Source organism: Kitasatospora sp. NPDC098663 (assembly GCF_044760075.1).
Taxonomy (GTDB): domain Bacteria; phylum Actinomycetota; class Actinomycetes; order Streptomycetales; family Streptomycetaceae; genus Kitasatospora.
On sequence record NZ_JBIWAP010000022.1, the window covers coordinates 67948 to 94300 of the forward strand.

The window sequence follows — 26353 nt, forward strand, 5'->3', positions numbered from 1 at the left end:
GGTTTCGCAAAGTCCGCTGGGGTCCTCGCTTCCTATCCCTCGCTCGCGCGGCACCGCGAGCCATCCTCGAATCTTTGGCGATTCCCGCGTGACGCGGAGCATTCGCCGAAGCCAGAAATGAACCGTTTTCGTCAGAACTCGTACGGTCGCATTGCTGGCTTGGCCCTACTGGCCACTTGATCTGTGCCGAAGATCAGGTGTCCGGTAGGGCCTTTTTTCGTATCTGGCCTAGGAAAATTCCTAGGCCCCGCCCCGCTGAGAGGAAACCATGCCTACCTTCGAGGACATCGCCCACGCTTCCGCCGTAACCGGCCTGCCCGCCAATCTGGTCGCCTTGCTGGCCGGTGAGACGCGAGACGCACTGACCGAGAGCGCCCGCGCGGTTGCCGCCGAACTGGGATTCACGCCGAAGGATGCGCGTTAATGTCGTCCCGCGAGAATGACAACGGACTGAGCCCAACGGTGGCCCTCGGGTTCGTGAAGGGCGCTCTTAACAACGGTCTGACCCCCGATCGTAGGCACCTGGAAATTGCGCTCGGTCCGGTCGCTGCTGCCGAGTTCGCGACGCTCATTAAGCGCAAGCAGGAGGCGGAAGCCAGGGAAATGGCTCGTCGCATCGCCCGCAGGAATGGCGAGACACAGAACCGCGTGCCCATCGCTGGCGCTGATATCGACCTAGAGAAGGCGATCAGCGAGGCAGTAGCCGAGCTAAAGGCGGATGCGCCTAAGCCGTCCAGCACCCCGACGCCGGCCGATCCCGCCCAGAATTCGGCAGAGCCTGAATCCGTCGACCCCCGGGCCATCCTCGCCGAGTGGGAGGCAAACCGCCGAAAGGGAAAGGGCGGTAAGCATCCCGGCTACGTGCTCGGCCCCATGAAGACCGACGGCTCGCAGCCGATTTACCGCCGTGACGAAGTTCCCTCCGCCGAACAGGCGTTTACCGAAGCTCACCGATAGGAGACCGCACCCATGAGCAATGAGCTACGCGAAATCGACAACTCGCTAAGCCTCTCCGTCGAGCGCGCGAGTATTGCAGAGCGCGAGGCCCAGACCAAGCAGCACGACCGCTTTGGTGTGCCGCTGGCGTTTATCTCCGTTCTGGAGAACACCAGGGGATATGCATTCACCGACCCGTACCCGGTCCACGAGCTACCGCTATCCCTTGCGCCTGCTGTCGTGAAGAAGGCTGCTGCCGCAGCCCGTAAGGCTCAGGACGACCTAGAGGCGGCGGACGATAAGGCGGAGCGGCTATTTGCCGAGTATCAGGCCGTCCCCGCTCAGGTCCAGCGAGAGATCACCGCCGCTGTCGAACGGGGCACCGAACCGCCGAGTCTTTCCGCGACCGTGGACGAGCGACAGGAGAAGCTAGCCGGTCCTCTCCGCGACGTTATTGCCCTGCGAAACGCCCTACACTCCAGGGCGATTAAGACTGCCAGCGCCGCCGAGAATGCACGCGCGAAGCACCGCGATGATTGGCGGGACCTTGTGGCCGCGCACGTGGCCGCTGAAATGCCAAAGGCCCGTAAGCGTCTAGAGGATGTAGTTACCAACCTTGCCGCTGCGCTGAATTCGGCAAATGACCTGTCCAGCAATGCCGAGGCGTGCCGCAAGGTGGACGCGCAGTGGCTCAAGGAACGGCTACTTGCCACTGAATGCGACATCAACGGTCGAAAGGTAGTGAGTTCCGATATCGCCACGCCGGACGTCTACGAGCGCGACCGCGAAACTGTGAAGCACCGCGCGTCTAACCAGTTCGCCAATACCACTGTTTCGGTCGATGTGGTCGCCGAGGCGGAGAAGCGAATTGGTTGGCTCGGTTCCTACAGCGACGGCGGGGAATTCCCTGATTCCCTCTTCGTTCCGCTGGCAAGCCATTCGCCGGTAGAGCGCCGGGACGACTACTAGGCACGGGGGCACTTTTCGAATACCCCCGCCTAATCAGCGGGCGCCGGGGCATAAACACGGGGCGGGTACCTCGTGGGGCTCCGGCATCCGCTCCCCCGCAGGAGTCTCCGTCATGAACACTGATGATCCGTGCCGTCGGCCCGATTGCCGCCGAGACCGCGCACCTCGATATCCCAACCGCGCAGGGGATAAGCAGCGCCACCCGCACTGTTCCCGAACGTGCCGCGCCTGGGATATCGCTGCTCGCGCCGTTTTGGGAACTCCTGCGCCCGCTGGACGAGACGCTAACACCGACGCTCGCGAACTGGTGCGGTTGTCGCTCGTGCTGAATGATTCAAAGCGCATGAATCGTGCTGACTTCAACTCGCTTAGCGAAATCCTGAATGCTTATCACGTGAATTTGCAGTGGAACTGTCAGCGTCGAAAAGGTTCAGTGGTCGCGCGGGGTGGCGTCGTCGCTACAGGGGGTGGGGATAGGCCCAAGGTCAAAATCTCCGGCCCCCGGGGGCCAATAGCAGCCTTGCCCGTGTGCAACCTTTCTCGCAACTCTCATTTTTCAGATTCGAGGTTTTTCTATGGCTGAGCGCATTGCTGTGCCTCTGCCGATTGTCGGAGGCGTCGGCCACCTATCTCCTGGCCACCGCTGGCTAGCTGAGATCACCCGCATTTGGCGCTTGGATGATGCGGAATGGCGTGTCGCCGAACACATCGCGCAAGCCGAGGACGAGCTAGCAGCGCTTCTAGAGGCCGCCGAGAATGCACCGCCTACTGTGCGCGGATCTATGGGTCAGCCGGTCGCTAACCCGCTGTACGCCGAGATTCGCGCGCATCGTAAGAGCATCGCTGACCTCAAAAAGCAGCTCGATTTGCCATCGGAATTGGATGAGGCCATGCGGATTGCGAAACTGGAAGCTGCCCAGAATCCTCGCCGGCCCGGTAGGCCGAGCCGTTCCGATGTTCGCTACACAGTCAACGACCAGATCCGTGCCGCACGTCTGGCGGACGGACAGCCCGTGTGATCCTGCCGCTATCTTGACCGCACTGGCTACAGCGCCAAGGCAGACGCATGACCTAGGACCGCCCCCGATGGCCTACCCGGCTATCGGGGGCTTTTGCGTACCTTCGAATGGAAGGCGTGAACCACCGCCGGCGGATGGGCCACGGGTGGCATCTGGCCAGTGATCCCAAGGGCTTTCGGCCCCCTTGGATTCCTAGGCCGAAGAGTCGAGAACGGCCCGCATCACCCGCACCCGTTCCGCTATTCGCTCACCACTCACCCCGGCCGTTAAACCAGCCGGTGAGATATGCGGCGGCCATTTCTAGCGAAGGGATCGGCCAACCCGGATCCTCCCCAGGGCCCGGCTGGACGAAGTAGGACGGTTCCTCGCCGCGCTTTGCCGGAATGGCAATAATCCACATCTTGTGGTCCCTATCCGGAAGGCCATCGGGATAGTCCGGGAAGAACCATCCGCAGAGTTCTCCGGTCTCCCTTTGGTCGGACCACTCGAACCGGAAACCCTGCGCGTATTCGGTGTCACCAAGCCTGCGTGCCACGCTGCCTCATTCTCTGATCATCAATCGTCACGTCGTGCGATCTAGGATCTTCCTAGATACTGACCCCGATAGCCGACCAATCATGGTCTGACCGTCTGGCTTTTCTTGCGTTTCGAGCCGCCTTGCTTTCCTACGCCGCAGAGCCGAGAACGGCCCGCACCTCGGGTACGCCAGCGTACTCAGCCGTCCTGCTGTCTGATCGTCATGGCGAGCAGCGAGGCCAACGGGCCGGGTGGGCCGCTTCCCCGCGCTAGGCAGGGCGGGGGCCTTTCGTCGTCTGGTGAGCCTGTCCGCGACGTTGCTGCCTTGCGCCGACAGGGAATTGAACTCCTGTCGAGAGTGCGCCGCTGGGCGTACGCTGGCCCGACAAGGCGCGTGTCTCGGGAGACCCCACATGACAGAGCTACCCGCAGAACTGACGACCGGCGAACGAATCCGCATCCTGCGGGAGCGCCGGGGAATGACCCGTCCCGTGGTCGCTGGTCTGGTCGGGCGGTCGTCCGACTGGCTCAAGAAGATCGAGAACAACGAACGCCCGATCCGTGGCGTCGGCATGCTGATCAAGCTTGCCCAGGTTCTTCACGTCGATGACGTGTCGATCCTCACCGGCACCGAGATCAGCATCCCGGCCACCGGCACGGGCAAGGTGAGCCACATCTCCGTGCCCAAGATCCGGGCCGTCATGCACTCCGTGAGCTTCCAGCCGGTTCCGGGTGTGGTGACGCCCCCGGATGTTCTCAAGGGCCTTGTGGAGCAAGCTTGGCGGCTGTGGCACACCTCTGCCCACCAGCGGACCGAAGTGGGCGCGATCCTGCCAGACCTGCTTCGGGACGCTCACGCATCGGTCCGTGTACACCAAGGCGCCGAGAAGCGGCGGGCCTACTCCGCGCTGGCAGACCTCTACCGACTCGTCCAACGGATGCTCGCGCACATTTCCGAACCGGAGCTGTACTGGCTTGCCCTGGACCGCGCGCGCGACGCATCGGAGAACGCCGACGATCCCGTGTCCCTGGCGCTCGGTGCCTGGACCGTCAGCATCGGGCAGCGCGCTGCCGGGTTCGTGGACGAGGCTGTTCGGACCGCCGAGCTAGGCATGGACGTGGTCCGTCCGATGCTGGACGCCGGCGGCCCCGAAGTGCTCGCCGCATACGGGCAGTTGAACCTGCAAGCTGCATGTACCCATGGGCTCGACGGCGTGTCCGGACCCGCTGAGCGTTTCCTCGCCGAGGCCGAGCACACCGCCCGGAAGCTCCCCACCGGCTACTGGCACCCTCAGAGCGCCTTCGCCATGTCGAACGTGGACGTTCACGCCGTGTCGATCGGCGTAGGGCTGCAACGGCCTGGAGAAGCACTCATCCGCGCCGAGACCATCGACCCGGCGTCCGTGCCGTCTCTCGAACGGCGCTCGCGCCTGCTGCTGGACATCGCGTATGGCTACCACCAGCGCAAGGAGATGGCAGCTGCCGTTCACTACCTGGGAGAGGCCGTGGCCGTCACACCGGAGGGGATCCGGTACGTGCCGGGAGCGCGGAGCCTGGCAGCGGCGATGGAGCGTACGGCAGTGGGCCCGCTCAAGGCTTCGGCGGTCGCGCTGGCCGAGTCAATCGGAGTCGCCGCGTAGATCGTTTAGGTAGGGGGACAGTTTGTCCCCGTTGCAACATGCGGGTGCCCGTACCGTCTCCCGGACGTGACGGGCATTCAGCATGTGGAGGGCCAGCAACTATGGCGGACGAGGGTGACCGGCAGGCGGTGACCAGGGGCAAGGCCCGCCAGTCCCAGCGCCCGCCCCGCAAGCGCGCCAGCAAGGCCCTGGTGGACGCCTGCCGTGCCGACTTCCAGCAGGCCAGGGCCGACGAAGCCAAGCGTCTCCCGGACCCCTTTAAGTACGCACCGCTGATGTGGGAGTACCACGAGCGCAACGACACGGACCCGGTGATTCGCAATGGCGGATGACCCCCGGGAAGACCTCCAGGCTGCCGTGGAAGGCCCCGCACCGGTGAACCTGTTCGAGTGGGCGAAGGCGCGTCGGCGGCCCCGTGAGCGCCCCGCCGGACCCCGGCCGGTCCTGACCCCCGAGGAGCACGCCGAAGTGCCCCTGACGCCCGAGGAGCGGCAGCGCCGGGCTGTGCTGCTGGCCCGGGTGCGCGAAGCCAACCACCCGAGGGGCTGACGCGCCCTACAGACCCCCGTCCCGGCCGCCTGGGGAAGGTTCGGCCGGGACGGGTCCATCCCAGAGGGGAACCGTTGTGCCGACACCCGCCCCGGGCCATCCGGTGACGACCTACGTCCTGTGCACCGACCCTGCGTCCCGGTTGCTGGTCGTCCAGGCCACCGGGCACGGAACTTGGCATCTTCCCGGGGGAGTTGTGGAAGCGGGCGAATCGCCGCTTGACGCTGCCCTGCGGGAGGTCCGCGAGGAACTGGGGCTTGCCATCGATCTCCGGGACGACGACCTGTTCGCCGTGGAGTGGGCGCAGGCTCGTCGCTCTGGCGCTCGTGATCGGCTGGTGTTCCTGTGGGCCGGGCCGATACTCAGCACGGCCGACACCGACCGGATCTCGTTGCAAGCACGGGAGTTGTGCGCCTGGCGGTGGGCGACCGCTGAGGAGGCGAAGGAACTGCTTCACCCCGCCGTCGCTGCACGAATCAGGGCGCCTCTCCAGCTACCCGGGCCCGTTACATATCGAGAGACCCGACATGAAAGGACCACCTGATGGTGAACGTCGACTTCCCGGACCGACTCCTCCGAATCGGCACACGTAGTTCCCCGCTGGCGCTTGCCCAGACGGACATGGTGATTGCCGCCCTGAAGGAGCACGAGCCGGCGCTTCAGACCGAAGTGGTACCGGTGACCACCGAAGCCGACCTGTGGCAGGGCGACTTGGCCCAGCTCGGCGGTAAGGGGCTTTACACGAAGCAGATCGACACCATGTTGCAGCGCGGGGACGTCGACATGGCCGTGCACTGCGTCAAGGACGTGCCGGGGGATGTGCCGCTCCCGGTCGGACTCGTCTTCGCCGCGTACATGGAGCGGCCGGACGTGCGGGACGTTCTACTGTTCCCGGAAGGCTCTGAGTACACGTCGCTGGCCGACCTGCCGTCCGGTGCGAACATCCTGTCGTCCGCTGTTCGCCGCAAGGCCCAGGTTCTCCGTGCCCGCCCGGATCTCAAGGTGGTACGGGTGCGCGGCGCGGTCGGCAGTCGGCTCGAAAAGCTGGACGGGAAGAGGAAGCTCGACGGCGTGAAGCCGGACGGAATGATCCTGGCCGTCGCTGGTCTGGCCCGTCTCGGGATCGACCGTCCCGGCTATGTGCTCGGCATGGACGAGATGCTTCCCGCCGTAGGCGCGGGTGTGCTCGGCCTGGAATGCCGACAGGACGATCACTCGGTGGCCGCGCTGCTGGAGAAGGTCAACCACCCGAAGACGCAGAAAGAGGTGACCGCTGAACGCGTGCTGCTGCACAACCTGCGCGGGCACTGCAACAGCCCGATCGCCGGGTACTGCACGACGGAGGCGGACGGGCAGCTCGTGCTGCGCGGCATGGTGTTCGACCGCGAGGGCAGCAAGTTCGCCAACGCGATGATGTGGGACGAACACCAGGGAGACCCGGCCGTCCTCGGCGCACGCGTCGCCGCCGAACTCCTCCGGCAGGGAGCCCGTTCGATCATCGCGGGCATCCCCCACTGAGGCACCCAGAACCGGCCCCGCTCGTCTGCCCCCCTCGCGGCAGATGGGCGGGGCCTTCTGCGTTCATCTGATCTGGTCAACGCCCCGCGATAAGGTGTTGTTGCGTTGGTTCACGCCCACCAGATCGCGAAGAAGGCGATCGAGTAGCCGCGCAGACCGTCGCCGTAGTGCCCGGCCGCCAGGGAGTGGGCGAGTTCGCGCCCGGCCTGGCCGACGGCGACCACGAAGCAGAGGTCGAAGAAGAGTTCCAGCGGGGTGGCGACCCGGTGCGGCTCGTCCCGCTCGCGCGGGACCATCCGGCGCACCGGGGGCGGGTCGACGGGGCGCGGGTGGGGGTCGGCGGCGGATTCGCTGGCCATCGGCGCTGCTCCGGGGTCGGGAGGGCTGGCTGTCCCGCGCATCCTGGCAGTGGTCCGGGCCCCGCGCACGCACCGCCGCGACGGGCGCAGCGGTTCGCGATCCCGGGATCGATTGCGCCTTTCGTCCCCTTTTTTCCTTGCCGTCAGCCGTAGTTGACGCCCCGGTGCGCGAACCGGGTGACAGCGCGGCGGGTTTCCGGGCGCGCCCCGCGCGCTGCGCCGCGGCCGGCCGGACGGCCCCGCTAGATTCGTCCCCGGTTGGAAGCGAGCGCGGGCCTTGCGGGGCCCCACGACACGGGCGGCCTGCGGGCAACGCGGAAGGTCAAGGCCGGTGGCAGGAGAGCGGGGGCGGCGGAGCCGACCTTCCCGTGTCCGTACCACCGGCCTCGTGATCACCGCGCTGCTCGCCAGCGCCTGCCGCCCGGTCGCTCTCGCCGCGTGCGCGGCGGGGGCTACTTCTCCCAGCCGACCTTGGCGTAGTCCTCCCCGGCCAGGCCGAAGGCGCCGTAGTTGGCGAGGCCCTTGCGCGTCGCCACCACGGTCGGCCGCTGGTAGAGCTCGACGGTGTGGCCGAGCTCCCAGATCTTCGCGTCGGCCTGGTTGTAGAGCTTCGCGGCCTCCACCGGGTCGACCGTCCCGGCCGCCTTCTTGAGCAGGTCGTCGACCTCCGGGCTGCCGATCCGCGAGGGGTTGTTGAAGGTGTTGTCCCCCACCGGCAGGCGGAAGTTGCCCAGGCTCTTGGAGAGCGGGAACGAGTCGGTGTTGCGCCAGCTCGCGATCTCGAACTTGCCCGGGTTCACGTACTTGGTGAAGAAGTCGTTGGCGGGCACCTTGTCCAGGCTCACCTTGACCCCGGCCTGCAGCCACATCGCGGCGGCGGCGGTGGCCAGGTCGATCTGGGCCTGCGGGGTGGACTCGTTGACCGTCCAGTGCAGTTGCAGCGACTGGCCGTCCTTGGTGCGCGGCTGGCCGGCGCCCGTCTCCTTCCAACCGGCGTCGTCCAGCAGCTTCTTGGCGGCGGGCACGTCGAACTTCGCCCACTCGCCCGAGTTGTCCTGGTAACCGGTCTGGTTGGGCATGAAGATGTGGTTGCCGAGCGGCTTGAACTCCACCGGCACGCCGTTGTTGGCGATCTTGATCAGCGCGGACCGGTCGAGCGCCTTGCCGAGCGCCTGGCGGACCTTCTGGTCGGCCAGCGCCCCGCCGGAGCCGAAGGAGATGTGCACCTCGTCCCACGGGCTGGCGGCCCGGATCGCGGTGTCCTTGGCATCCTTGAGCTGCCCGTACGCGGCGGCGGTGCCGGCCGTGGCGAGGTCGATCTCGTTGTTGAGGTACGACTGGGTGGTCGCGGACTGGGTCATCACCCGGAAGGTGATCTTGTCCGCCTTGGCCTTGGTGCCCCACCAGGCCGGGTCCGGGACGAGCGTGAGGGTCTGCGCGGTCTTGTCCGCCACGCCGATCTTCAGCGCGCCCGCGGTGATCGGGATCTTCTCCACCCAGCCCTTGTTGAAGTCGTCCGGGGTGGCGATGCCGGCCGCCGGGATCAGCGGGCGGAACAGGTTCTGCCAGTCCGCGTACGGCTCGGAGAAGGTGACCTTCACCTCGCTCGGGTCGGCCCCCTGCTCGACGGCGGAGATCTGCTCGTAGCCGGACGGGTCGGCGATGTTGTACGCCGGGTCCTTGCCGTTGCTGGCCTGCCAGTCGGCCTTGAAGTCCAGGTAGCTGAGCGGCTTGCCGTCCGACCACTTGGCCTTGGGGTTGAGCTTGTAGGTGATCACCTCGGGCGAGGTCGAGGTGACCTTGGCGTCCAGCAGGTAGTCGGTGTCGGGCTGGAAGGTGCCGGAGGCGTCCGTGTTGAAGAGCGACGGTTCCAGGGCGCGCATGATCGAGACCGCGTCGCCGTAGGTACCGTCCACCTGGAACGGGTTCCACTGGGTGATCCACTGGTACAGCGGGAACCGCACCTCGCCGCCGTCCTTGACCTGGTCCAGCGGTCTGGCGTTGATGTCCTGGGAGTCCTGCCGGGGCGGCTCGCTCTTCGCCACCTTGTCGGCCGAACCGCCCCCGCCCGAGGTGCACGCGGTGACCGCCAGCGCGACGGCGACGGCGAGGGCCGTCGCCCGGCCGAGGCGGCGGGCCGTGGTGGAAGCGTCCATGGAATCCCCCTGGTGTGGTCTTCGAAACGGGCGGTAACGGGCAGTTGTGCCGCGCGAGGTGTGGCGGGGCTTGAGCGTGGGCAGCCAAGTCGGCACCGGGCCAGCAGAACGTAACAGCCGATCAGTTCCGTCACCAGGGGGAGGACCGCACACCTGATCCAGAAGTCATCCGCGGCAACACTGCCGCAACACCCCGGCCGCGCACCGCTGCCAGACTCTGACCTGCGCTTTCCCCGTACCGCCTCGTCCTCCTGCCGTCCGAAGGCCTGAACGGGCCCCGACCGAAGGCCACCACCCGATGCCCACCAGACGCGTCGGCCCCTCCCCCACCCCGGGCGGCCGTTGATGCTCCGTTACCTGGCGAAGCGCCTGAGCTACTACGCGGTGCTGCTGATCGCCGCCGTCTTCCTGGCGTACGCGATCTCCGCGACCGCCCTCCAGCCGCGCACCTACTTCGACGCCAAGGTGCCCCGCCCGGCCGCCGAGTCGGTCGAGCGCCAGCTCACCGCGCTCAACCTGAACGACCGCACCCCGGTCGTCGAACGCTTCGGCCACTGGGCCGACGGGCTGCTCCACGGCGACCTCGGCCGGACCATCCACGACACCCCGGTCACCGACGACTTCGGCCGCCGGGTCTGGGTCTCGCTGCGGCTGCTGCTGCTCGGCAGCCTGCTCGGCATCGTCCTCGGCATCGCCGCCGGGGCCTGGAGCGCCGTCCGCCAGTACCGGATCTCCGACCGGCTGCTCACCGTGCTCTCCTTCGTCCTGCTCTCCACCCCGGTCTTCCTGGTCGCGCTGTTCCTCAAGAACGGCGCCATCGCCGCCAAGGACGCGGCCGGCCACGACGTCATCCCGTTCACCGGCTACGAGACCCCCGGACTGACCGGCGGCCTCGGCGCCCACCTCGCCGACTGGGCGCTGCACCTGCTGCTGCCCACCATCTCGCTCGCGCTCGGCGGCCTCGCCACCTACAGCCGCTACCAGCGCGGCACCATGCTCGACGTGCTCGGCTCCGACTACCTGCGCACCGCCGAGGCCAAGGGGCTCACCCGCCGCCGGGCGCTGGTCAAGCACGGGCTGCGGACCGCGGTGATCCCGATGTCGACCATGTTCGCCTACAGCTTCCTGGGCATCTTCACCGGCGCGATCTTCACCGAGACGATCTTCGGCTGGCACGGCATGGGCGAGTGGCTGATCCAGTCGATCAACGAACAGGACGTCAACTCGGTCGTCGCCGTCAACCTGTTCACCGCCGTCGTCGTCCTCGCCTCCGGCTTCCTCGCCGACACCCTGCACGCCGCCCTCGATCCGCGCGTGCGGTCCTGACCGGAGGTGAACTGACGTGACCACCGTCGCCGTGGAACCGGCCGCCCCGGCCGCCGCCCCCCGCACCACCGGCCGGGCCCGGCTCGTCCTCGCCCGGCTGCTGGCCGCCCGCGGGGCCGTCGCCGGAGCCGTGATCGTCCTGCTGCTGTTCGCGCTCGCCTTCGGCGGGCCGTACCTCACGCCCTGGGACTACGCCGCCCCCGACTTCGGCGCGCTGCACCAACCGCCGTCCGCCGAACACTGGTTCGGCACCAACGGGATCGGCCAGGACGTCTTCGCGCAGACCGTCCGCGGCCTGCAGAAGTCGCTGGTCATCGGCCTGCTGGTAGCCCTGTTCTCCACCGTGCTGGCCTCCCTGGTCGGCGCCTGCGCCGGCTACTTCGGCGGCTGGGCCGACCGCGCGCTGATGTTCGCGGTGGACCTGCTGCTGGTCTTCCCCAGCTTCCTGATCATCACCATCGTCTCGCCCCGGCTGAAGAGCGCCGGCTGGATCGCCTTCGTGCTGCTGCTCGCCCTGTTCAACTGGATGATCACCGCCCGGGTGGTCCGCTCGATGACCATCTCGCTGCGCGAGCGCGAATTCGTCCGCGCCGCACGGTTCATGGGAGTGCGGCCGCTGCGGATCATCACCCGCCACATCCTGCCGAACGTCGCCTCCTTCCTCATCATCGACGCCACCATCGCGGTCGGCGGCGCCGTGATGAGCGAGACCGCGCTCTCCTACTTCGGCTTCGGCGTCAAACCGCCGGACGTCTCGCTCGGCACCCTGCTCGCCGCCGGGACCAGCGAAGCCCCGGTGTTCCCCTGGCTGTTCTACTTCGCCGCCGGACTGCTGGTGCTCTTCGTCCTCGCCGTCAACCTGATCGGCGACGGGCTGCGCGACGCCCTCGACCCCACCGCCGGGGGCGCGCCCCGCCGCCGCTCCGCCCGGAGGAAGAAGCCGTGACCACCACCGTCGACACCCCGCTGCTCGCCGTCAGCGACCTGCGGGTGGACTTCGCCGGGCCGCACGGCCCCGTCCCCGCCGTCCGCGGGGTGGACCTCACCCTGCGGCGCGGCGAGACCCTCGGCATCGTCGGCGAGTCCGGCTCCGGCAAGTCCGTCACCGCGCTGTCCGTGCTCGGACTGCTGCCGAGGACGGCCGGCGTCCAGGGCTCGGTGCGACTGGACGGGCGGGAACTGGTCGGGCTGCCCGGCAAGGAACTCGCCGCGATCCGCGGCCGCCGGATCGCCATGGTCTTCCAGGACCCGCTGTCCGCCTTCACCCCGGTCTACCGGATCGGCGACCAGATCGCCGAGGCCGTCCGCATCCACCAGCGGGTCGACCGGGCCGCCGCCCGCCGCCGGGCCGCCGAACTCCTCGACCTGGTGGGCATCCCGGCCCCCGAACGGGCCCTGGACAGCTTCCCGCACGAGTTCTCCGGCGGCATGCGCCAGCGCGCGATGATCGCCATGGCGATCGCCAACGACCCTGACATCCTGCTCGCCGACGAACCGACCACCGCGCTGGACGTCACCATCCAGGCCCAGGTGCTGGACGTGCTGCGCACCGCGCAGCGGGAGACCGGCGCCGCCCTCGTCCTGGTCAGCCACGACCTCGGGGTGATCGCCGGGATGGCCGACCGGGTCGCGGTGATGTACGCGGGGCGGGTGGTCGAGACCGCCGGAGTGGACGAGCTGTTCGCGGCCCCGCGCCACCCGTACACGCTCGGCCTGATCGGCGCGGTGCCCCGGCTGGACGGGCTCGGCGGCCCGCTCGTCCCGATCCCCGGCGCACCCGCCCCGATGGCCGACCTGCCGCCGGGCTGCCCGTTCGCCGCCCGCTGCCCGCTGGCGGAGGAGCGCTGCTCGGCGGCGGAGCCGGAACTGGCCGGGGGCGACGGTCACCTGGCGGCCTGCGTCCGGTCGGCGGAGCTGGCCGAGCGGCGGCCCGCACCGGCCGACGTCTACCCGGTGCCGGCGCTTCCCGCCCCGTCGGCCGCTCCGGGGGCGCGGGGGGAGCTGGGGGACCGGAGCTCGCGGGCGCCGGTGCTGGCGGTGAGCGGCCTTGGCAAAACGTTTCCGCTCCTCAAGGGCACGGTGTTCAAGCGCCGGGTCGGCGAGGTCTACGCCGTGGACGGCGTCGACCTGGACCTCCGGGAGGGCGAAACCCTCGGCCTGGTCGGGGAGTCCGGCTCCGGCAAGTCCACCACGCTGTTCGAACTGCTGAACCTCACCGCCCCCGAGACCGGCCGGATCGAACTGCTCGGCCACGACACCGCCGAACTCTCCCGCGCCGAGGCCCACCGGCTGCGCTCCCGACTGCAGATCGTCTTCCAGGACCCGATGGCCAGCCTCGACCCGCGGATGCCGATCGGCGACATCATCGCCGAACCACTGCGCGCCCAGCACGCCGCCCGCGAGGAGATCGCCCGCCGGGTGCCCGAACTGCTGCACCAGGTCGGCCTCGACCCGGACCACGCCGCCCGCTACCCGCACCAGTTCTCCGGCGGGCAGCGCCAGCGCGTCTCCATCGCCCGGGCCCTGGCCGTCCGGCCGAAACTGCTGGTCCTGGACGAACCGGTCTCCGCCCTGGACGTCTCCATCCAGGCCGGGGTGCTCAACCTGCTGCAAACCCTCAAGGCCGAACTCGGCCTCTCCTACCTGTTCGTCTCGCACGACCTCTCGGTGATCCGGCACCTCGCCGACCGGGTCAGCGTCATGTACCTCGGGCGGACGGTCGAACAGGGCGAGGTCTCCGCCGTCTTCGACCGCCCCCGGCACCCGTACACCCGCGCCCTGCTCTCCGCCGTCCCGCTGCCCGACCCCGCCGCCGAGCGCGCCCGCGACCGCATCCTGCTCGCCGGCGACCCGCCCTCCCCCACCGAGCGCCGCACCGGCTGCTCCTTCCGCACCCGCTGCCCGGTGTACGCCCGCCTCGCCGACCCGGACGCCCGCACGCGGTGCGAACAGGAACGGCCGGCGCTCCTCGGCGACACCCCGGCACAGGACCACCAGGCGGCCTGCCACTACCCGGAGTCGTAGCCGGCCGCCCGCGATCGCCGTCTGCGATCACTACGGGCGGTCACCACGGGTGATCACTGCGGGTGACCACTCGAAAGCGATTCGGCGGATCGACCGGGTGCCGTGTAAAGTTCTCCGAGTCAGCAGGCGCCGCTAGCTCAGTTGGTTAGAGCAGCTGACTCTTAATCAGCGGGTCCGGGGTTCGAGTCCCTGGCGGCGCACATGGCAAGGTCTCAGGCCGCTCACTTCGGTGGGCGGCCTGAGGCGTTTCAGCGGGCGTTTCAGCGGGCTTCGCAGCGGGTGTCCGGCCTCAGGAGGTGCCCGGCCGGGGCGGGTGTCCGGCCTCAGCCGGTGTCCAGGACGGCGGAGGCCACCGCGTCCGGGCGGTCGAACATCACCAGGTGCCCGGCCGGGGCGGTGGTCCGGTAGTCGGCCCCGAGCAGCGCCGCGAGCTCCCGCTGGCCGGCCAGCCACTCCTCGGTACGGCGGCTGCGGCAGCCGTCGTCGGCGGCGAGCACGGTGACCGGCAGGCCCTCGGGCAGCGGCCGGGTGCGCCGCAGCCCGTCCACCTCGGCGGCCAGGTCGAGGTAGCGCGCGTTCTCCCGCAACAGGGCTCGCAGGGCCCGGCCGGTGCGGTAGCAGTGCCGCACCAACGGCGCCGGGGCGAGGTCCTCGCGGCAGACCGTGGACAGCCGGGCCGTCAGCCGGCGGGCGGCCGGACCGAGCAGGTACGGCACGGCGACGGCGGTGGCGGCGCCCGCGAGCGCCCGGGCCGCCAGGTCGCGCGCGCCGGGCGCCGGGTACGGCCGGGCCGCCGGTTCGACGCTGCCGTCCACCAGGACCAGCCCGGCGGCCCGGTCGGGGTGCAGCCGGGCGAAGGCCTCGACGTGGAAGCCGGCCAGCGAGTGGCCGACGACGGTGCAGGCCCCGCGCAGCCCGAGGCCGTCCAGCACCGCGCGGATCCGCTCGGCCTCGCCGGCGGCCGTCGGGGCGGGCCGCCCGGTGGCGGGCTCGGGGGCGCTGAGCCCGTAGCCGGGCCGGTCGAAGCGGACCACGGTGCGGTAGGGCGTGAGGAAGGGGACGACCAGGTCCCAGTCGAACCAGCTGCTGCCGAGGCCCCCGGTGAGCAGGCAGACCGGGCCGCTGCCCTCGGTGCGGACGTGCAGCGGGACGCCGTCCACGCGCAGGAAGCGCGCCCGGGTGCGGGGGTCGTCGGGTGCGGTCATGCCGGCTCCCGGCCCGGGGGCCGCCCGGCCGGCCGGGCCCCCCGGTGCGGCGGAGAAGCGTCGGACCAGGTGGATTCGTCGGACGGCACCCCCGCGGGGAGGGCCAGGCTCAGTGCCAGGACAGCCAGCCAGAGCGCCACCAGCAGCACCTGGAGCCGCTGGCCGGCCCCGAGCGCCCAGGTGCCGCGCCCGGCCTCGAAGGCGGCGATCGCGGCCAGGCTCCAGCCGGTGGCCAGCAGTTCGGCGCCGAGCAGCCAGGGCCCGATCCGGCGCACCGGCGGCCACCAGCCGTAGCGGCGGGCGGCGACGGTGAGCGCGGCCAGCCCGGTGAGCGCACCGAGCATGGCGAGGCTGCTGGTGACGGCGTGCGCGGTGTGGGTGGCGGGGACGAGCCCGGAGGTCTCACGGGCGGCGCACATCTCGTCGCTGGTGGGGGCGCAGCTGAGCGGCAGCCGGGAGTCGGCGGCGGTCGCCGCACCGAACAGGGCGAGGGCGGACCAGCCGACCACCGCCCACCCGCGCCGGGCACCGCGCGGCCCGGCCTGCCCGCCGGCGAGGGCGGTGACGGCGGCGGCGAGCACGCAGAGCCCGGCGACCAGGTCGGTGGCCCGGAACAGGCCGCCCAGCGGCTGGTCCTCGGCCGCGAGTTCGCTGATGTACGCCTGCACCGGGTCGAGTCCGGTGCTCAGCACGACCTCCAGCACCCACGCGGTGTACGCCGTGGCGCTCAGCATCAGCAGCGCGGCGACCGCCTTCCGCGCGTTCGGGTGTCCGGGCTTGGGGCTGGGCACCGTTCCACCCTAACCGGCGGCGAACTGCACCCCAACCGGGCGGAAACGGACACCTCGGCGGCGGGTCGGTTCCCGCGCGGCCGCGGGCGGTTCCGGGCGGTTCGAGGCACCCGCCGGGACCGTGTATTGTTTTCCAGGTCAGCAAGCGCCGCTAGCTCAGTTGGTTAGAGCAGCTGACTCTTAATCAGCGGGTCCGGGGTTCGAGTCCCTGGCGGCGCACAGACATTTGGGGAGCCTCTCGCAGCAGCGAGGGGCTCCTCAATTTTTTGGCCCTCGACGTCCGTTTTGCGTGTGATGTCGGTCTCGATTGCCGTTCCGGTGGAGCCAATCGGCCCGCCCCGCTCGTCCAGGGCAGTAAACCGGAATCGGGACAAAGGTCCCTAACCGCCGATGTCCCCGTCCGTGCAGGCTGACCCGGTCCGCCCGCAGGAAAGGCCGCGCCTTGTCCGAGAACGCCCAGAGCGGCCGTCGCACGCCGTCGACAGGCCTCCGACCGGTCAAACGCTTCAAGCGCGCCGCCCCCGTGACCGGCGGCAGGAAGCCCCGCCGCCCGAAGCGCACCGGCTGGCGCCGGCTGATCCCCACCTGGCGGATGAGCCTGCTCGGCCTCGCCGCGGCCCTGCTGCTCGGTGTCGGCCTGTTCGTGCTCGGGGTCACGCTGGTGAAGGTCCCCGACGCGCACGCCGCCGCGACCGCGCAGAGCAACACCTGGCTCTACGCCGACGGCTCCGTGATCACCCGCACCGGCCAGACCAACCGGCAGAACGTCAGCCTGGACAAGGTCTCCCCCGCCGCCCAGCACGCCGCACTGGCCGCCGAGGACCGCAACTTCTACCACGAGGGCGCCGTCAACGTGCAGGGCCTGCTCCGGGCCGCGGTCAACACCGCCAAGGGCGCGGGCACCCAGGGCGGCTCCACGATCACCCAGCAGTACGTGAAGAACACGTACCTGAACCAGAAGCAGTCGGTCACCCGCAAGGTGAAGGAACTCTTCATAGCCATCAAGGTGGACGCCACCGAGAGCAAGGACGACGTCCTCTCCGGCTACCTGAACACCTCCTACTACGGCCGCGGCGCCTACGGCATCCAGGCCGCCGCCCACGCGTACTTCGGCGTCGACGCCTCCGCGCTCACCCCCGCCCAGGGCGCCTACCTGGCCACCCTGCTGAACGCCCCGAGCGCCTACGACGTGGCCACCGCGACCCCGGCCGGCAAGCAGAACGCCGTCAACCGCTGGAACTACGTGCTGGACGGCATGGTCAAGGAGGGCTGGCTCTCCGCCGAGGAACGGTCCGCCACCACCTTCCCGGACGTCAAGGACCCGCAGCCCAACCCGGGCCTGTCCGGCCAGACCGGCTACCTGGTGAACGAGGCCACCCAGTACCTCACCTCGAACCAGGTCATCAGCGAGACCGAGCTGGCCAAGGGCGGCTACACGATCAAGCTGAGCATCGACCCGGCCCGCCAGCAGGCCCTCCAGGACTCCGTCCAGGCGCAGCTGCGCGACACCCTGAACCCGGAGAAGCGGAAGAAGGACGCGGCCGCCCAGGCCGGCGCCGTCTCCGTGGACCCGAAGACCGGCGCGGTCGTCGCCCTCTACGGCGGCGTCGACTACGTCAAGCACTACGTCGACAACGCGACCCGGCGGGACTACCAGGCCGGCTCGACCTTCAAGGCGATCGCCCTGGCGGCCGCGTTCGAGAACAACGCCAAGACCCAGGACGGCCGGACCGTCACCCCGCGCACCGTCTACGACGGCACCAGCGGCCGCAAGGTCCGCGGCGGCAAGGGCACTCCGTACGCGCCGCCGAACGAGGGCGACCGGAGCTACGGCCAGATCTCCCTCCAGCAGGCCACCGACTGGTCGGTCAACTCGGCGTTCGCCCAGCTGGCCCAGGACACCGGGCTCCAGAAGGTCAAGGACACCGGCATCGCGCTGGGCCTGCCCGGCAGCACCCCGGGCCTCGACCCGGTGCCGTCCATCCCGCTCGGCGCGGCCACCCCGAGCGTGCTCGACATGGCCGGCGTGTACGCGGCGCTGGACAACGGCGGCAAGCAGATCACCCCGTGGCTGGTGCAGTCCGTGGACCGCGAGGGCGAGGCCGTCCCGCTGCCCGCGCACAAGACCACGCAGGCGATCAGCACGGACACCGCGAACCAGGTCACCTCGATGCTCCAGGGTGTGGTGACCGACCCGGGCGGCACCGGCTGGCGGGCCAAGGCACTGGGCCGCCCGGTGGCCGGCAAGACCGGCACCACCGACGACCAGAAGTCGGTCTGGTTCGTCGGCTACACCCCCGAGCTGGTCACCTCGGTGGCCCTGTTCGGCCAGGACCCGGGCAGCGGGGCCCAGGTCAGCCTGAGCGGCGTCGGCGGGATCGACGGCGCGGCGGGCGGCCAGTTCCCGGCGCAGATCTGGACCAGCTACATGAAGGCGGCGCTCAAGGGCGTGCCGGTCAGCGACTTCCAGACCCCGGCCGACGGCGGCGACTCCTCCGGCGCCGCCGATCTGCCGACGGCCCCGTCCTCGCCGAGCAGCACCCCGTCGACCGGGACCGGCTCGAACGGCGCCTCGACCGCCCCCGCGGCGCCGACCACCCCGCCGAGCGACGGCGCCGGCCCCGGGGCCGGCTCGGGCCCGACCACGCCGACCGGCGGCTCGAACTCCGGCGGCGGCGGTGTGACCAGCCCGCCGACCGCGCCCCCGGCCACCCAGCAGCCGACCACCCCGCCGCCGACGCGGCCCACCGGGCGGCCCACCGGAAGGCCGACCTCCTCCACCGGCCCGACCACGGCGCCGACCACGCAGCCGACCACCCAGCCCACGGGCGGGTCGGACACGCTCACCGGGGCGGGGGCGAACGCCGGGTAGCGGCGGCGGGGGCGCCCGGGCGAAGCGAGGGGGCGCCCGGGCGGCGCGGGGTCGTGCGCGGCCCGGGTGAGTGCGCCGCTGCGCACAGTTCCGTGCAGGACCAAATGACGGAATGGCACCTTACTGAACGCCCGGTATGACTGTCACAATGCGTCGGTGCACAGATCAACGGCCTCGCCCACCCTCCCCACGGGCAGAACCCTCGGCCTCAGCCTCGCGCTGGTCTCCGCGTTCGCCTTCGGCGGCTCCGGCACCGCCGCGAAACCGCTGATCGAGGCCGGCCTCTCACCGCTGCACGTGGTGTGGCTCCGGGTCACCGGCGCCGCCGTGGCCCTGCTCCCCATCGCCTACCGCCACCGGGACGCCGTCCTGCGCCGCCCCGGCCTGCTGATCGGGTTCGGCCTGCTCGCCGTGGCCGGCGTCCAGGCCTGTTACTTCGCGGCGATCTCCCGCATCCCGGTCGGCGTCGCCCTGCTCATCGAGTACCTCGGACCGCCACTGCTCATCGGCTACGTCAAGCTCGTCCAGCGCAAGCCGATCAGCCGGGGCGCCGCGATCGGCGCCGGCGTCGCGGTCGCCGGGCTGGCCTGCGTGGTGGAGGTCTGGAACGGCCTGAGCTTCGACGCGCTGGGCGTGCTCTTCGCCCTCGGCGCGGCCTGCTGCCAGGTCGGCTACTTCGTGCTCGCCGACGCCGGACGCCGGGGCGAGCGCCCGGTCGACCCGCTGGCGGTCAGCGCGTTCGGACTGCTGATCGGCGCCGTCCTGCTCACCGTCTTCACCCGGCCCTGGCAGGCCGACTGGAGCACGCTCGGCGGATCCGTGGTGATGAACGGGCACACCCTGCCCGCGCTGCTCCCGGCCGCCTGGATGATCCTGATCGCGACCGTGCTCGCCTACCTGACCGGCGTGATCGCCGTCGGGCACCTCTCGCCCCCGGTCGCCGGGGTGGTGGCCAACCTGGAGGCGGTCGTCGCCACCGTGCTGGCCTGGGTGCTGCTCGGCGAGCACCTCGGTTTGCCGCAGATCGCGGGCGGCCTGCTCGTGCTGACCGGCGCCTTCGCGGCGCAGACCGGCAAGCCGGCGGCCGTGGAGGCCGCGGACGCCCGGGGTGCTCGGGATCCTCGGAACGCTCCGGACACCCGGGACGCCCCGGATGCTCCGGGCACTCCGGAGCGGGTCGCCGCCGAACGGCAGGTCAGCGGCCGACCCAGCCGAACCAGTCGAGGTGATTGAGCGGCCACACCACGGCCGATACCGGCCCGACCACGTTGTCCACCGGCACGGCCCCGCCCCCCGGACCGCGCTGGTGGTAGCGGGAGTCCGCCGAGTCGCTCCGGTGGTCGCCCTCGACCCAGACGTGGCCCGAGGGCACCGTCACCGGCCCGAAGTCCAGGCCCGCGCAGGAGTCGTCACCGGGGTGCAGGTACGGCTCGTCGACCTTCTTCCCGTCGACGGTCAGCGTGGTGCCCGTGCACTGCACGGTCTGGCCGCCGGTCGCGATGACCCGCTTGACCAGGTAGTTGTCGTCCTTCGGCGGCACCAGGCCGACGAAGCTCAGCACCGAGCTGACCGTGTTGGTGAACGGGTTCGAGTCGACGGGCTGCGGCGGGAGCCAGCCACCCGGATCCTTGAACACCACCGGCTGCCCGGGTTCCGGCTTCCAGCCGGTCAGCGGCGCCAGCTTGTTCACGCCCACCCGGTCACCGATCCGCAGCGTGTTCTCCATCGAGCCGGACGGGATGGTGAACACCTGGAACAGGCAGGTCTTGATCAGCAGCGCGACCACCAGGCCCACCGCCGCCATCGCCGGGATCTCGATCCACCAGGGCCGGGGCCTGCGCCCGGTCCGCCGGGCCTTGCGCCCGCGCGAACCGCGCGCACGGCGGCGGGCCTCGGCGCGGCCTCCGGGCGCGTCAGGGGCGTCGGAAGCACCGGGGCCGCGTCCGGCGGCGGGGGCCGGACCGGACCCGGCATCGCTCGGCGTTTCGGGCAGGTTCACCGCCATCGTCGCTGCTCCACCTCTCCGGCTGGGGGAACCTGCACGCTACGCCAACCCCGGAGCCTCACGAAATCCGGCGTTTAGCCGCCCCCGACAAGTCCGGACCGGGCGACGCCGGGGCCGTCCTCGACGGCTCACCACCGGCCCCCTCAGAGGTGCTCTCAAGCGCGGGCGATGGCCTCGTGGTGCCGGATGACCTCGGCGATGATGAAAGTCAGGAACTTCTCGGCGAAGACCGGGTCCAGCTTGGCCCCGGCGGCCAGCTCCCGCAGCCGCTTGATCTGGTCGCGCTCACGCGCCGGATCGGCCGGCGGCAGCTTGTGCTCGGCCTTGAGCCGGCCGACCCGCTGGGTCGCCTTGAAGCGCTCGGCCAGCATGTGGACCACCGCGGCATCGATGTTGTCGATGCTCTCGCGCAGGCTGGTCAGCTCCGCCCGCACGGCGGCGTCGACCCCGTCGGTCGGGCCTGCGTCGGGGGTCGTGGGGTGGTCCGTCATCGGGGCGGCTCCCGGTGTCTGAAATGGGCACCCGGCCGTACGGCGGCCGGGCTCGGGCCCGGGCAAATCTAACAGGGCCCCCGTGGTGGAGCCTCACCTTTTGGCGGATCCGTCCACAATCCGGACATTGCCCGCCCCGCCCCGCCCGGCGCCCCGCGCCTCGCCGATCCGGGCCCGTGCCGCCCCGGGCCGAACCAGGGCCGCCCCGTAGGCTGGTGCGCGCATGACCGGAAGTGACGACTCAGCAGTCCCTCAGTAATGGAGGTACCGATCGTGGCAACCACCCGCACCGCCCGCACCGCTTGGGAAGGCAACCTGCTCGACGGCAAGGGGCAGGTGACCTTCGCCTCGTCCGGGATCGGCGAGTACCCCGTCTCCTGGCCGGCCCGGGCCGAACAGCCCAACGGCAAGACCAGCCCGGAGGAGCTGATCGCCGCCGCTCACTCCGCGTGCTTCTCGATGGCCCTCTCGCACGGCCTGACCGGCGCCGGCACCCCGCCCGTCAAGCTGGACACCCAGGCCGACGTCACCTTCCAGCCCGGCACCGGCATCACCGGCATCCACCTGACCGTCACCGGCGAGGTGCCCGGACTGGACGAGGCCGACTTCACCAAGGCCGCCGAGGACGCCAAGGCCAACTGCCCGGTCAGCAAGGCGCTCACCGGCACCACCATCACCCTCACCGCCAAGCTGGCCTGACGCCCCGACGGGTCCCGACGGATCCCGGTGGATCCCAGCGCGCTCCGGCCGCTCCGGGCGCGCGGTCGGCGCCCGGGGGCGCGATCTCGGCGCACGCGCCCCTGGCGCACATCATGTGATGTGCACCGGGGGCGTCTGCACGTACCGCCGCACATGATCACAAAGCGGGCGAATCACCCTGGCGGCGGTCACCGCGCGTTGCCGCCGCGGCCTATGATCGGCCGCAGCGCCCTGTTCTTCACGCGGGTCTCCGCGCGACAGCGCCCCACGGCGGGCGCCCCGCACCGGACCGACTCCGAGGACCTCGACAGAGTGCGGAGCCGGCCGCCGGAGTCCCGATTGGCCGGCCGGACCAGCATCCAGCGTCAGCAGCGGACGGGAGCATGCCGTGCCGGGCCAGAACGAGGGGGCCGACGCACACCACCCGGGCGTGCGGCACGAGGAAACACCGCACCACCGACACCTCACAACACCCCTCCTGGGCCCGAACATCGGCACCGTCGGTCCGGCCAGTCCGGTTGGTTCGGCCAGTCCGGTCGGTCCGATCGGCGTCGCCGGTTCCGTCACGGCCGTCGGTGCTGCCGCGACCGGCGGCCGGGCCGTCGGCACGGCGGGTGCGACGAGAACCGTGCTGGACGACCCCGGGATGCTGCTCTGCCCCACCTGCTCGGCACCGCTGACCGACGGCCCCCACCGGAGCGCCGTCGACGGCCCCGGCCAGGAGAACGGCGGGAACGACCGGCTGCTGGCCGCGCTGCGGGCCAGCGAATCCCGATTCCGGGCCGCCTTCTGCGACGCGGTCATCGGGATGGCCCTGATCGACCCGGAGGACCGGATCATCGAGGTCAACCCCGCCTTCGCCGCCCTGATCGGACGCGGCGTCGGCGAACTGGTCCGCACCCACCTGCACGAGATCATCGATCCGGAGGGCATGCCACACCGGCTCTTCCCCGAACTCGTCCACGGCGGGCGGGAGCGGTTCCGCGTGGAGAAGCAGCTCAAGCACCGCGAGGGCCGCACCGTCTGGAGCAAGGTCACGGTCTCGCTGATCCGGGACGGCGCCGGCCAGCCGCTCTACACCCTCGCGCTGGTGGAGGACATCACCGAGCAGCGCCGCCTCGGTGACCGTCTGGAGTACCAGGCCCTGCACGACCCGCTCACCCGGCTGCCCAACCGGACGTCCTTCTTCGAACGGCTCGACGCCGCCTGCGTCACGGCCACCGGGGCCACCGGAACTGCCGAACCCGCCGAGGCTCCCGACACCGCCGGCACTACTGGCGCCACCGACACCACCGACACCAGCGACACCGTCCTCGCAGCGGCGGACGGGCGCCGGGTCGGCGTCTGCTACCTGGACCTCGACGGCTTCGCGGCGATCAACGAGACGCTCGGCCACCACATCGGCGACCAGTTGCTGATCGCCGTCGCCGCCCGGCTGCGCGGCGGGTTCTCCGGGCACGACGCCCACCTGGTGGCCCGGATGGGCGGTGACGAGTTCGCCGTCCTGGTCACCGACAGCCGGGGCAGCGACCAACTGACCGACCTGGCCGCCCGAATCCTCCAGGAACTGGAACACCCCTTCGACGTCGCCGGACACCGGCTGGTCATCACGGCCAGCGTCGGCGTCGTCGAACGGTCCGTGCACGAGACCACCCCCACCGACCTGGTCAAGGACGCCGACGCCACGCTCTACTGGTCCAAGGCCGACGGCCGCGCCCGCTGGACCCTCTACGACCCGGACCGCGGCGCCCACCAGCTGACCCGCCAGCTCCTCGCCACCGCACTGCGGCCCGCCCTGGAGCGCGGCGAGTTCACCATCGAGTACCAGCCGCTGGTCGGCCTGGCCGACGGAGCCGTCCACGGCGCGGAGGCCCTCGTCCGCTGGCGCCACCCCCGCTACGGGACGCTCTCGCCGGACCGCTTCATCCCGCTCGCCGAGGAGACCGGCGCGATCGTGCCCCTCGGCACCTGGGTACTGGAGGAGTCCTGCCGTCAGGCCCGGCAGTGGCTCACCGAGTTCCCCGAGACCGAGACCTTCGTGAGCGTCAATCTGGCCGCCCGCCAGATCTGGGACTCGGACGTGGTCGCCGACGTCGCCCGCGCCCTCGAACGCACCGGACTGCCGGCCCGGCTGCTCCAGCTGGAGATCACCGAGAGCGCCCTGCTCGGCCCCGGCGGACGGCCGTTGCAGGCGCTCCAGGCGCTCGCGGACATGGGCGTGCGGATCGCGATCGACGACTTCGGCACCGGCTACTCCAACCTGGCCTACCTCTCCCGGCTGCCGGTGCACGTCCTGAAGCTCGACGGCACCTTCATCGAGGGGTTCCGCGACCCGGCCCCGGCGACGAACCCTTCGGAGCTCCCCGAGCTCGGCTCCCGCCGCAGCGACGCCGACGAGCAGATCGTGGGCGCGATGGTGCAGCTGGCCCACACCCTCGGCCTGACCGTCACCGCCGAGGGCATCGAGAGCGCCGCGCAGGCCGAACGGCTACGACTGACCGGCTGCGACACCGCCCAGGGCTGGTACTTCGCCCGGCCGGGGGAGGCCGAGCTCGTCGCCGCCATACTCCGCGAGGGCCGCCCCGGCCCGGACACCAGCCGGTAACCCGGGACCGGTCCGGCCTCCCGCGTCCAGACCTCCCGTGCTCGGGCCTCGGCCGTCAGACTTCCGCCGTCAGGCCGTACGCCTCGGCGATCAGGCCGTAGGAGCGGAGCCGGGCCTCGTGGCCGTGGATGTGCGAGGTGACCATCAGCTCGTCCACGCCCGTCCGCTTGCGCAGGGCCTCCAGCCCGTCCGCGACCTCGCCCGGGGCGCCGAGCACCACGTTGTCGAGCCAGCTGTCGATGAACTCCGCCTCGGCCGGGCTGTACGGGTAGGCCTCGGCCTCCTCCGGGGTGGGGATCGGGCCGGGGTTGCCGCGCCGCAGCCGGAGCATGCCGAGGGCCGCGGAGCGGGCGAGGCGACGGGCCGCGCCCTCGTCCTCGGCGGCGACCGCGCTCACACCGATCAGCGCGTAGGGCTCGGCGAGCACCGCGGAGGGCCGGAAGGACTCCCGGTAGAGGTCGAGCGCCGGGATGGTGTTGACGCTGCTGAAGTGGTGGGCGAAGGCGAACGGCAGGCCGAGGCGGCCGGCCAGCTGGGCGCTGAAGCCGGAGGACCCGAGCAGCCAGACCGGCGGGCGCCCGTCGCCCTGGGGAACGGCGGTCAGCTGGGCGTAGGGGTGGCCGGAGGGGAAGTCGCCGTCGAGGAAGTGGGTCAGCTCGGCGAGCTGCTGCGGGAAGTCGTCGGCGCCCTCGGCACGACCGCGGCGCAGCGCCCGAGCGGTGGCCGGGTCGGTGCCGGGGGCGCGGCCGAGCCCCAGGTCGATCCGGCCCGGGTGCAGGGCCTCCAGCAGGCCGAACTGCTCGGCGATGGCCAGCGGGGCGTGGTTGGGGAGCATCACCCCGCCCGAGCCCAGCCGCAGGGTCGTGGTGTTGGCGCCGAGGTGGGCGAGCAGGACGGCCGGGGTGGAGCTGGCCACTCCCGGCATGCCGTGGTGCTCGGCCACCCAGAAGCGGTGGTAGCCCCACTGCTCGGCGTTGCGGGCCAGCGTGGTGGTCGCGGCCAGGGCCTCGGCGGGCGTGTAACCGACGCCCACGGTGGCCAGGTCGAGGATGGAGAGCGGGGCGGGCGCCGTGCCGCGGGCCGTGCCCCGGATCGCCGCGCCGGTCCGCGGTTCGGTCGGGTGCTCCTGCTGGTCCTCGGTGGTCATGCCGTCCGCCCTTCTGGCTTTCGTGAGCCGGCCCTGGTGGGCGACCGCGGGTCTCGGGTGGCCCGGCGGTCGCTGCTGCCGACCGGGGTCAACCACCGCGCCGGGCCGGCTGTTCCCGCATCCGGCCACGTTCCGGCCTGCACGCCGGCCTCGCTCGGGCTCTGCTCGGCGCCGGCGGGCACGGCCCGGTACGGTGCCGCCGACCGACCATTCGGATGACGGAGAGCCAGCACGCGGACACGCCTGGCGACTTCACGCCAGCGCCGGAAGTCGCCAGGCGGAGGGCTCGCGGCCGGCGGTCGGCGTCCGGCAGGCTGGTCGACAGGACCGGATCGCCCAAACAGGATCCGCGCTCCGCCAGCAAGATCGTCGGGCTGGACCAGCGCCGATCGATCCCCGCGCGCCCCCGGAGCGGCACCCCGCTCCGGGGGCGCGCGCCTTTGCGCAGGTCGGGGCCGGGGCCTGTGACCCATGGCATACCGGGGTGCTTCATGGCATGAAAAGTCGAGGCGCTAGCGTTGACCTC

At 71.0% G+C, this 26353-nt stretch carries 24 protein-coding genes and 2 tRNA genes; 18 read left to right on the forward strand and 8 right to left on the reverse strand.

From position 1 onward, the window contains the following. Positions 1–268 precede the first annotated feature (268 nt). From ACIQVZ_RS23575 to ACIQVZ_RS23590, 4 genes are all read left to right on the forward strand, one after another. Positions 269–424 carry a hypothetical protein gene (locus ACIQVZ_RS23575; RefSeq protein ID WP_402452616.1) on the forward strand — a complete coding sequence of 52 codons (156 nt, stop codon included), beginning with the start codon at positions 269–271 and terminating at the stop codon, positions 422–424. Further along, positions 424–957 (forward strand): hypothetical protein, encoded by a 534-nt coding sequence (locus ACIQVZ_RS23580; RefSeq protein WP_402452617.1) that lies wholly within the window; start codon positions 424–426, stop codon positions 955–957. Before ACIQVZ_RS23575 ends, ACIQVZ_RS23580 begins: the two co-directional genes overlap by 1 nt. A gap of 12 nt (positions 958–969) precedes the next feature. After that, entirely contained in the window at positions 970–1905 is a 936-nt protein-coding gene (locus tag ACIQVZ_RS23585) for a hypothetical protein (RefSeq protein WP_402452619.1), read from the forward strand. 575 nt (positions 1906–2480) lie between these two features. Then, on the forward strand, positions 2481–2924 hold the full coding sequence (locus ACIQVZ_RS23590) for a hypothetical protein (protein WP_402452620.1): 444 nt from the start codon (positions 2481–2483) through the stop codon (positions 2922–2924). A gap of 247 nt (positions 2925–3171) precedes the next feature. On the opposite strand, the gene ACIQVZ_RS23595 is transcribed toward ACIQVZ_RS23590, so the two are convergent. After that, positions 3172–3459 carry a hypothetical protein gene (locus ACIQVZ_RS23595; RefSeq protein ID WP_402452621.1) on the reverse strand — a complete coding sequence of 96 codons (288 nt, stop codon included), beginning with the start codon at positions 3457–3459 and terminating at the stop codon, positions 3172–3174. A 394-nt stretch (positions 3460–3853) separates the two neighbouring features. Here ACIQVZ_RS23595 and ACIQVZ_RS23600 point away from each other — a divergent pair, with 394 nt between their 5' ends. The 5 genes from ACIQVZ_RS23600 (at position 3854) to hemC (ending at position 7147) form a co-directional block, all read left to right on the forward strand. Next, positions 3854–5080, forward strand: coding sequence for a helix-turn-helix domain-containing protein (locus ACIQVZ_RS23600; RefSeq protein ID WP_402452623.1), 1227 nt, complete (start codon positions 3854–3856; stop codon positions 5078–5080). 101 nt (positions 5081–5181) lie between these two features. Next, positions 5182–5412, forward strand: coding sequence for a hypothetical protein (locus ACIQVZ_RS23605; protein ID WP_402452625.1), 231 nt, complete (start codon positions 5182–5184; stop codon positions 5410–5412). Then, positions 5402–5629, forward strand: coding sequence for a hypothetical protein (locus tag ACIQVZ_RS23610; RefSeq protein WP_402452627.1), 228 nt, complete (start codon positions 5402–5404; stop codon positions 5627–5629). Before ACIQVZ_RS23605 ends, ACIQVZ_RS23610 begins: the two co-directional genes overlap by 11 nt. A gap of 103 nt (positions 5630–5732) precedes the next feature. Further along, complete coding sequence (locus ACIQVZ_RS23615) at positions 5733–6173, forward strand: NUDIX domain-containing protein (RefSeq protein ID WP_402452628.1); 441 nt, start codon at positions 5733–5735, stop codon at positions 6171–6173. After that, on the forward strand, positions 6173–7147 hold the full coding sequence (gene hemC, locus ACIQVZ_RS23620) for a hydroxymethylbilane synthase (protein WP_402452629.1): 975 nt from the start codon (positions 6173–6175) through the stop codon (positions 7145–7147). The genes ACIQVZ_RS23615 and hemC overlap by 1 nt, the downstream gene beginning before the upstream one ends. Before the next feature lie 110 nt (positions 7148–7257). Here hemC and ACIQVZ_RS23625 read toward each other — a convergent pair whose 3' ends face one another. Continuing rightward, on the reverse strand, positions 7258–7506 hold the full coding sequence (locus ACIQVZ_RS23625; RefSeq protein ID WP_402452630.1) for a low temperature requirement protein A: 249 nt from the start codon (positions 7504–7506) through the stop codon (positions 7258–7260). Between the two features lie 452 nt (positions 7507–7958). After that, a complete protein-coding gene (locus ACIQVZ_RS23630; RefSeq protein ID WP_402452631.1) occupies positions 7959–9662 on the reverse strand; it encodes an ABC transporter family substrate-binding protein in 1704 nt (567 codons plus the stop codon). 345 nt (positions 9663–10007) lie between these two features. Between ACIQVZ_RS23630 and ACIQVZ_RS23635 the strand changes: the two genes are divergently transcribed. The 4 genes from ACIQVZ_RS23635 (at position 10008) to ACIQVZ_RS23650 (ending at position 14212) form a co-directional block, all read left to right on the forward strand. Continuing rightward, on the forward strand, positions 10008–10988 hold the full coding sequence (locus ACIQVZ_RS23635) for an ABC transporter permease (protein WP_350882603.1): 981 nt from the start codon (positions 10008–10010) through the stop codon (positions 10986–10988). 16 nt (positions 10989–11004) lie between these two features. Further along, on the forward strand, positions 11005–11934 hold the full coding sequence (locus ACIQVZ_RS23640) for an ABC transporter permease (protein ID WP_350882605.1): 930 nt from the start codon (positions 11005–11007) through the stop codon (positions 11932–11934). Next, a complete protein-coding gene (locus ACIQVZ_RS23645; protein ID WP_402452633.1) occupies positions 11931–14012 on the forward strand; it encodes a dipeptide ABC transporter ATP-binding protein in 2082 nt (693 codons plus the stop codon). The genes ACIQVZ_RS23640 and ACIQVZ_RS23645 overlap by 4 nt, the downstream gene beginning before the upstream one ends. Before the next feature lie 126 nt (positions 14013–14138). Beyond that, a tRNA-Lys gene (locus ACIQVZ_RS23650) sits at positions 14139–14212 on the forward strand. 123 nt (positions 14213–14335) lie between these two features. On the opposite strand, the gene ACIQVZ_RS23655 is transcribed toward ACIQVZ_RS23650, so the two are convergent. Next, positions 14336–15217, reverse strand: coding sequence for an alpha/beta fold hydrolase (locus tag ACIQVZ_RS23655; RefSeq protein ID WP_402452635.1), 882 nt, complete (start codon positions 15215–15217; stop codon positions 14336–14338). Next, positions 15214–15951 carry a DUF998 domain-containing protein gene (locus tag ACIQVZ_RS23660; protein WP_402452701.1) on the reverse strand — a complete coding sequence of 246 codons (738 nt, stop codon included), beginning with the start codon at positions 15949–15951 and terminating at the stop codon, positions 15214–15216. Before ACIQVZ_RS23660 ends, ACIQVZ_RS23655 begins: the two co-directional genes overlap by 4 nt. A gap of 202 nt (positions 15952–16153) precedes the next feature. Here ACIQVZ_RS23660 and ACIQVZ_RS23665 point away from each other — a divergent pair. From ACIQVZ_RS23665 to ACIQVZ_RS23675, 3 genes are all read left to right on the forward strand, one after another. Further along, positions 16154–16227 (forward strand) — tRNA-Lys (locus tag ACIQVZ_RS23665). 223 nt (positions 16228–16450) lie between these two features. Continuing rightward, positions 16451–18880, forward strand: a complete 2430-nt coding sequence (locus ACIQVZ_RS23670; protein WP_402452636.1) for a transglycosylase domain-containing protein — start codon at positions 16451–16453, stop codon at positions 18878–18880. Between the two features lie 156 nt (positions 18881–19036). Then, on the forward strand, positions 19037–20113 hold the full coding sequence (locus ACIQVZ_RS23675; RefSeq protein WP_402452637.1) for an EamA family transporter: 1077 nt from the start codon (positions 19037–19039) through the stop codon (positions 20111–20113). Here ACIQVZ_RS23675 and lepB read toward each other — a convergent pair. Further along, positions 20076–20885, reverse strand: coding sequence for a signal peptidase I (gene lepB / locus ACIQVZ_RS23680; protein ID WP_350882615.1), 810 nt, complete (start codon positions 20883–20885; stop codon positions 20076–20078). The genes ACIQVZ_RS23675 and lepB overlap by 38 nt on opposite strands. Positions 20886–21040: 155 nt before the next feature. After that, positions 21041–21376 (reverse strand): chorismate mutase, encoded by a 336-nt coding sequence (locus ACIQVZ_RS23685; protein WP_350882617.1) that lies wholly within the window; start codon positions 21374–21376, stop codon positions 21041–21043. 273 nt (positions 21377–21649) lie between these two features. On the opposite strand from ACIQVZ_RS23685, the gene ACIQVZ_RS23690 reads away from it, so the two are divergent. Then, on the forward strand, positions 21650–22075 hold the full coding sequence (locus ACIQVZ_RS23690) for an OsmC family protein (protein ID WP_063351385.1): 426 nt from the start codon (positions 21650–21652) through the stop codon (positions 22073–22075). 646 nt (positions 22076–22721) lie between these two features. Next, positions 22722–24680: a putative bifunctional diguanylate cyclase/phosphodiesterase gene (locus ACIQVZ_RS23695; RefSeq protein ID WP_402452703.1), complete on the forward strand. Its 1959-nt coding sequence runs from the start codon at positions 22722–22724 to the stop codon at positions 24678–24680. Positions 24681–24735: 55 nt separating this feature from the next. Here the strand turns inward: ACIQVZ_RS23695 and ACIQVZ_RS23700 are convergent, their stop codons facing one another. Continuing rightward, the gene (locus ACIQVZ_RS23700) at positions 24736–25827 is read right to left on the reverse strand and encodes an LLM class flavin-dependent oxidoreductase (protein WP_350882621.1); all 1092 of its coding nucleotides are present in this window, start codon (positions 25825–25827) and stop codon (positions 24736–24738) included. Positions 25828–26353: the final 526 nt, after the last annotated feature.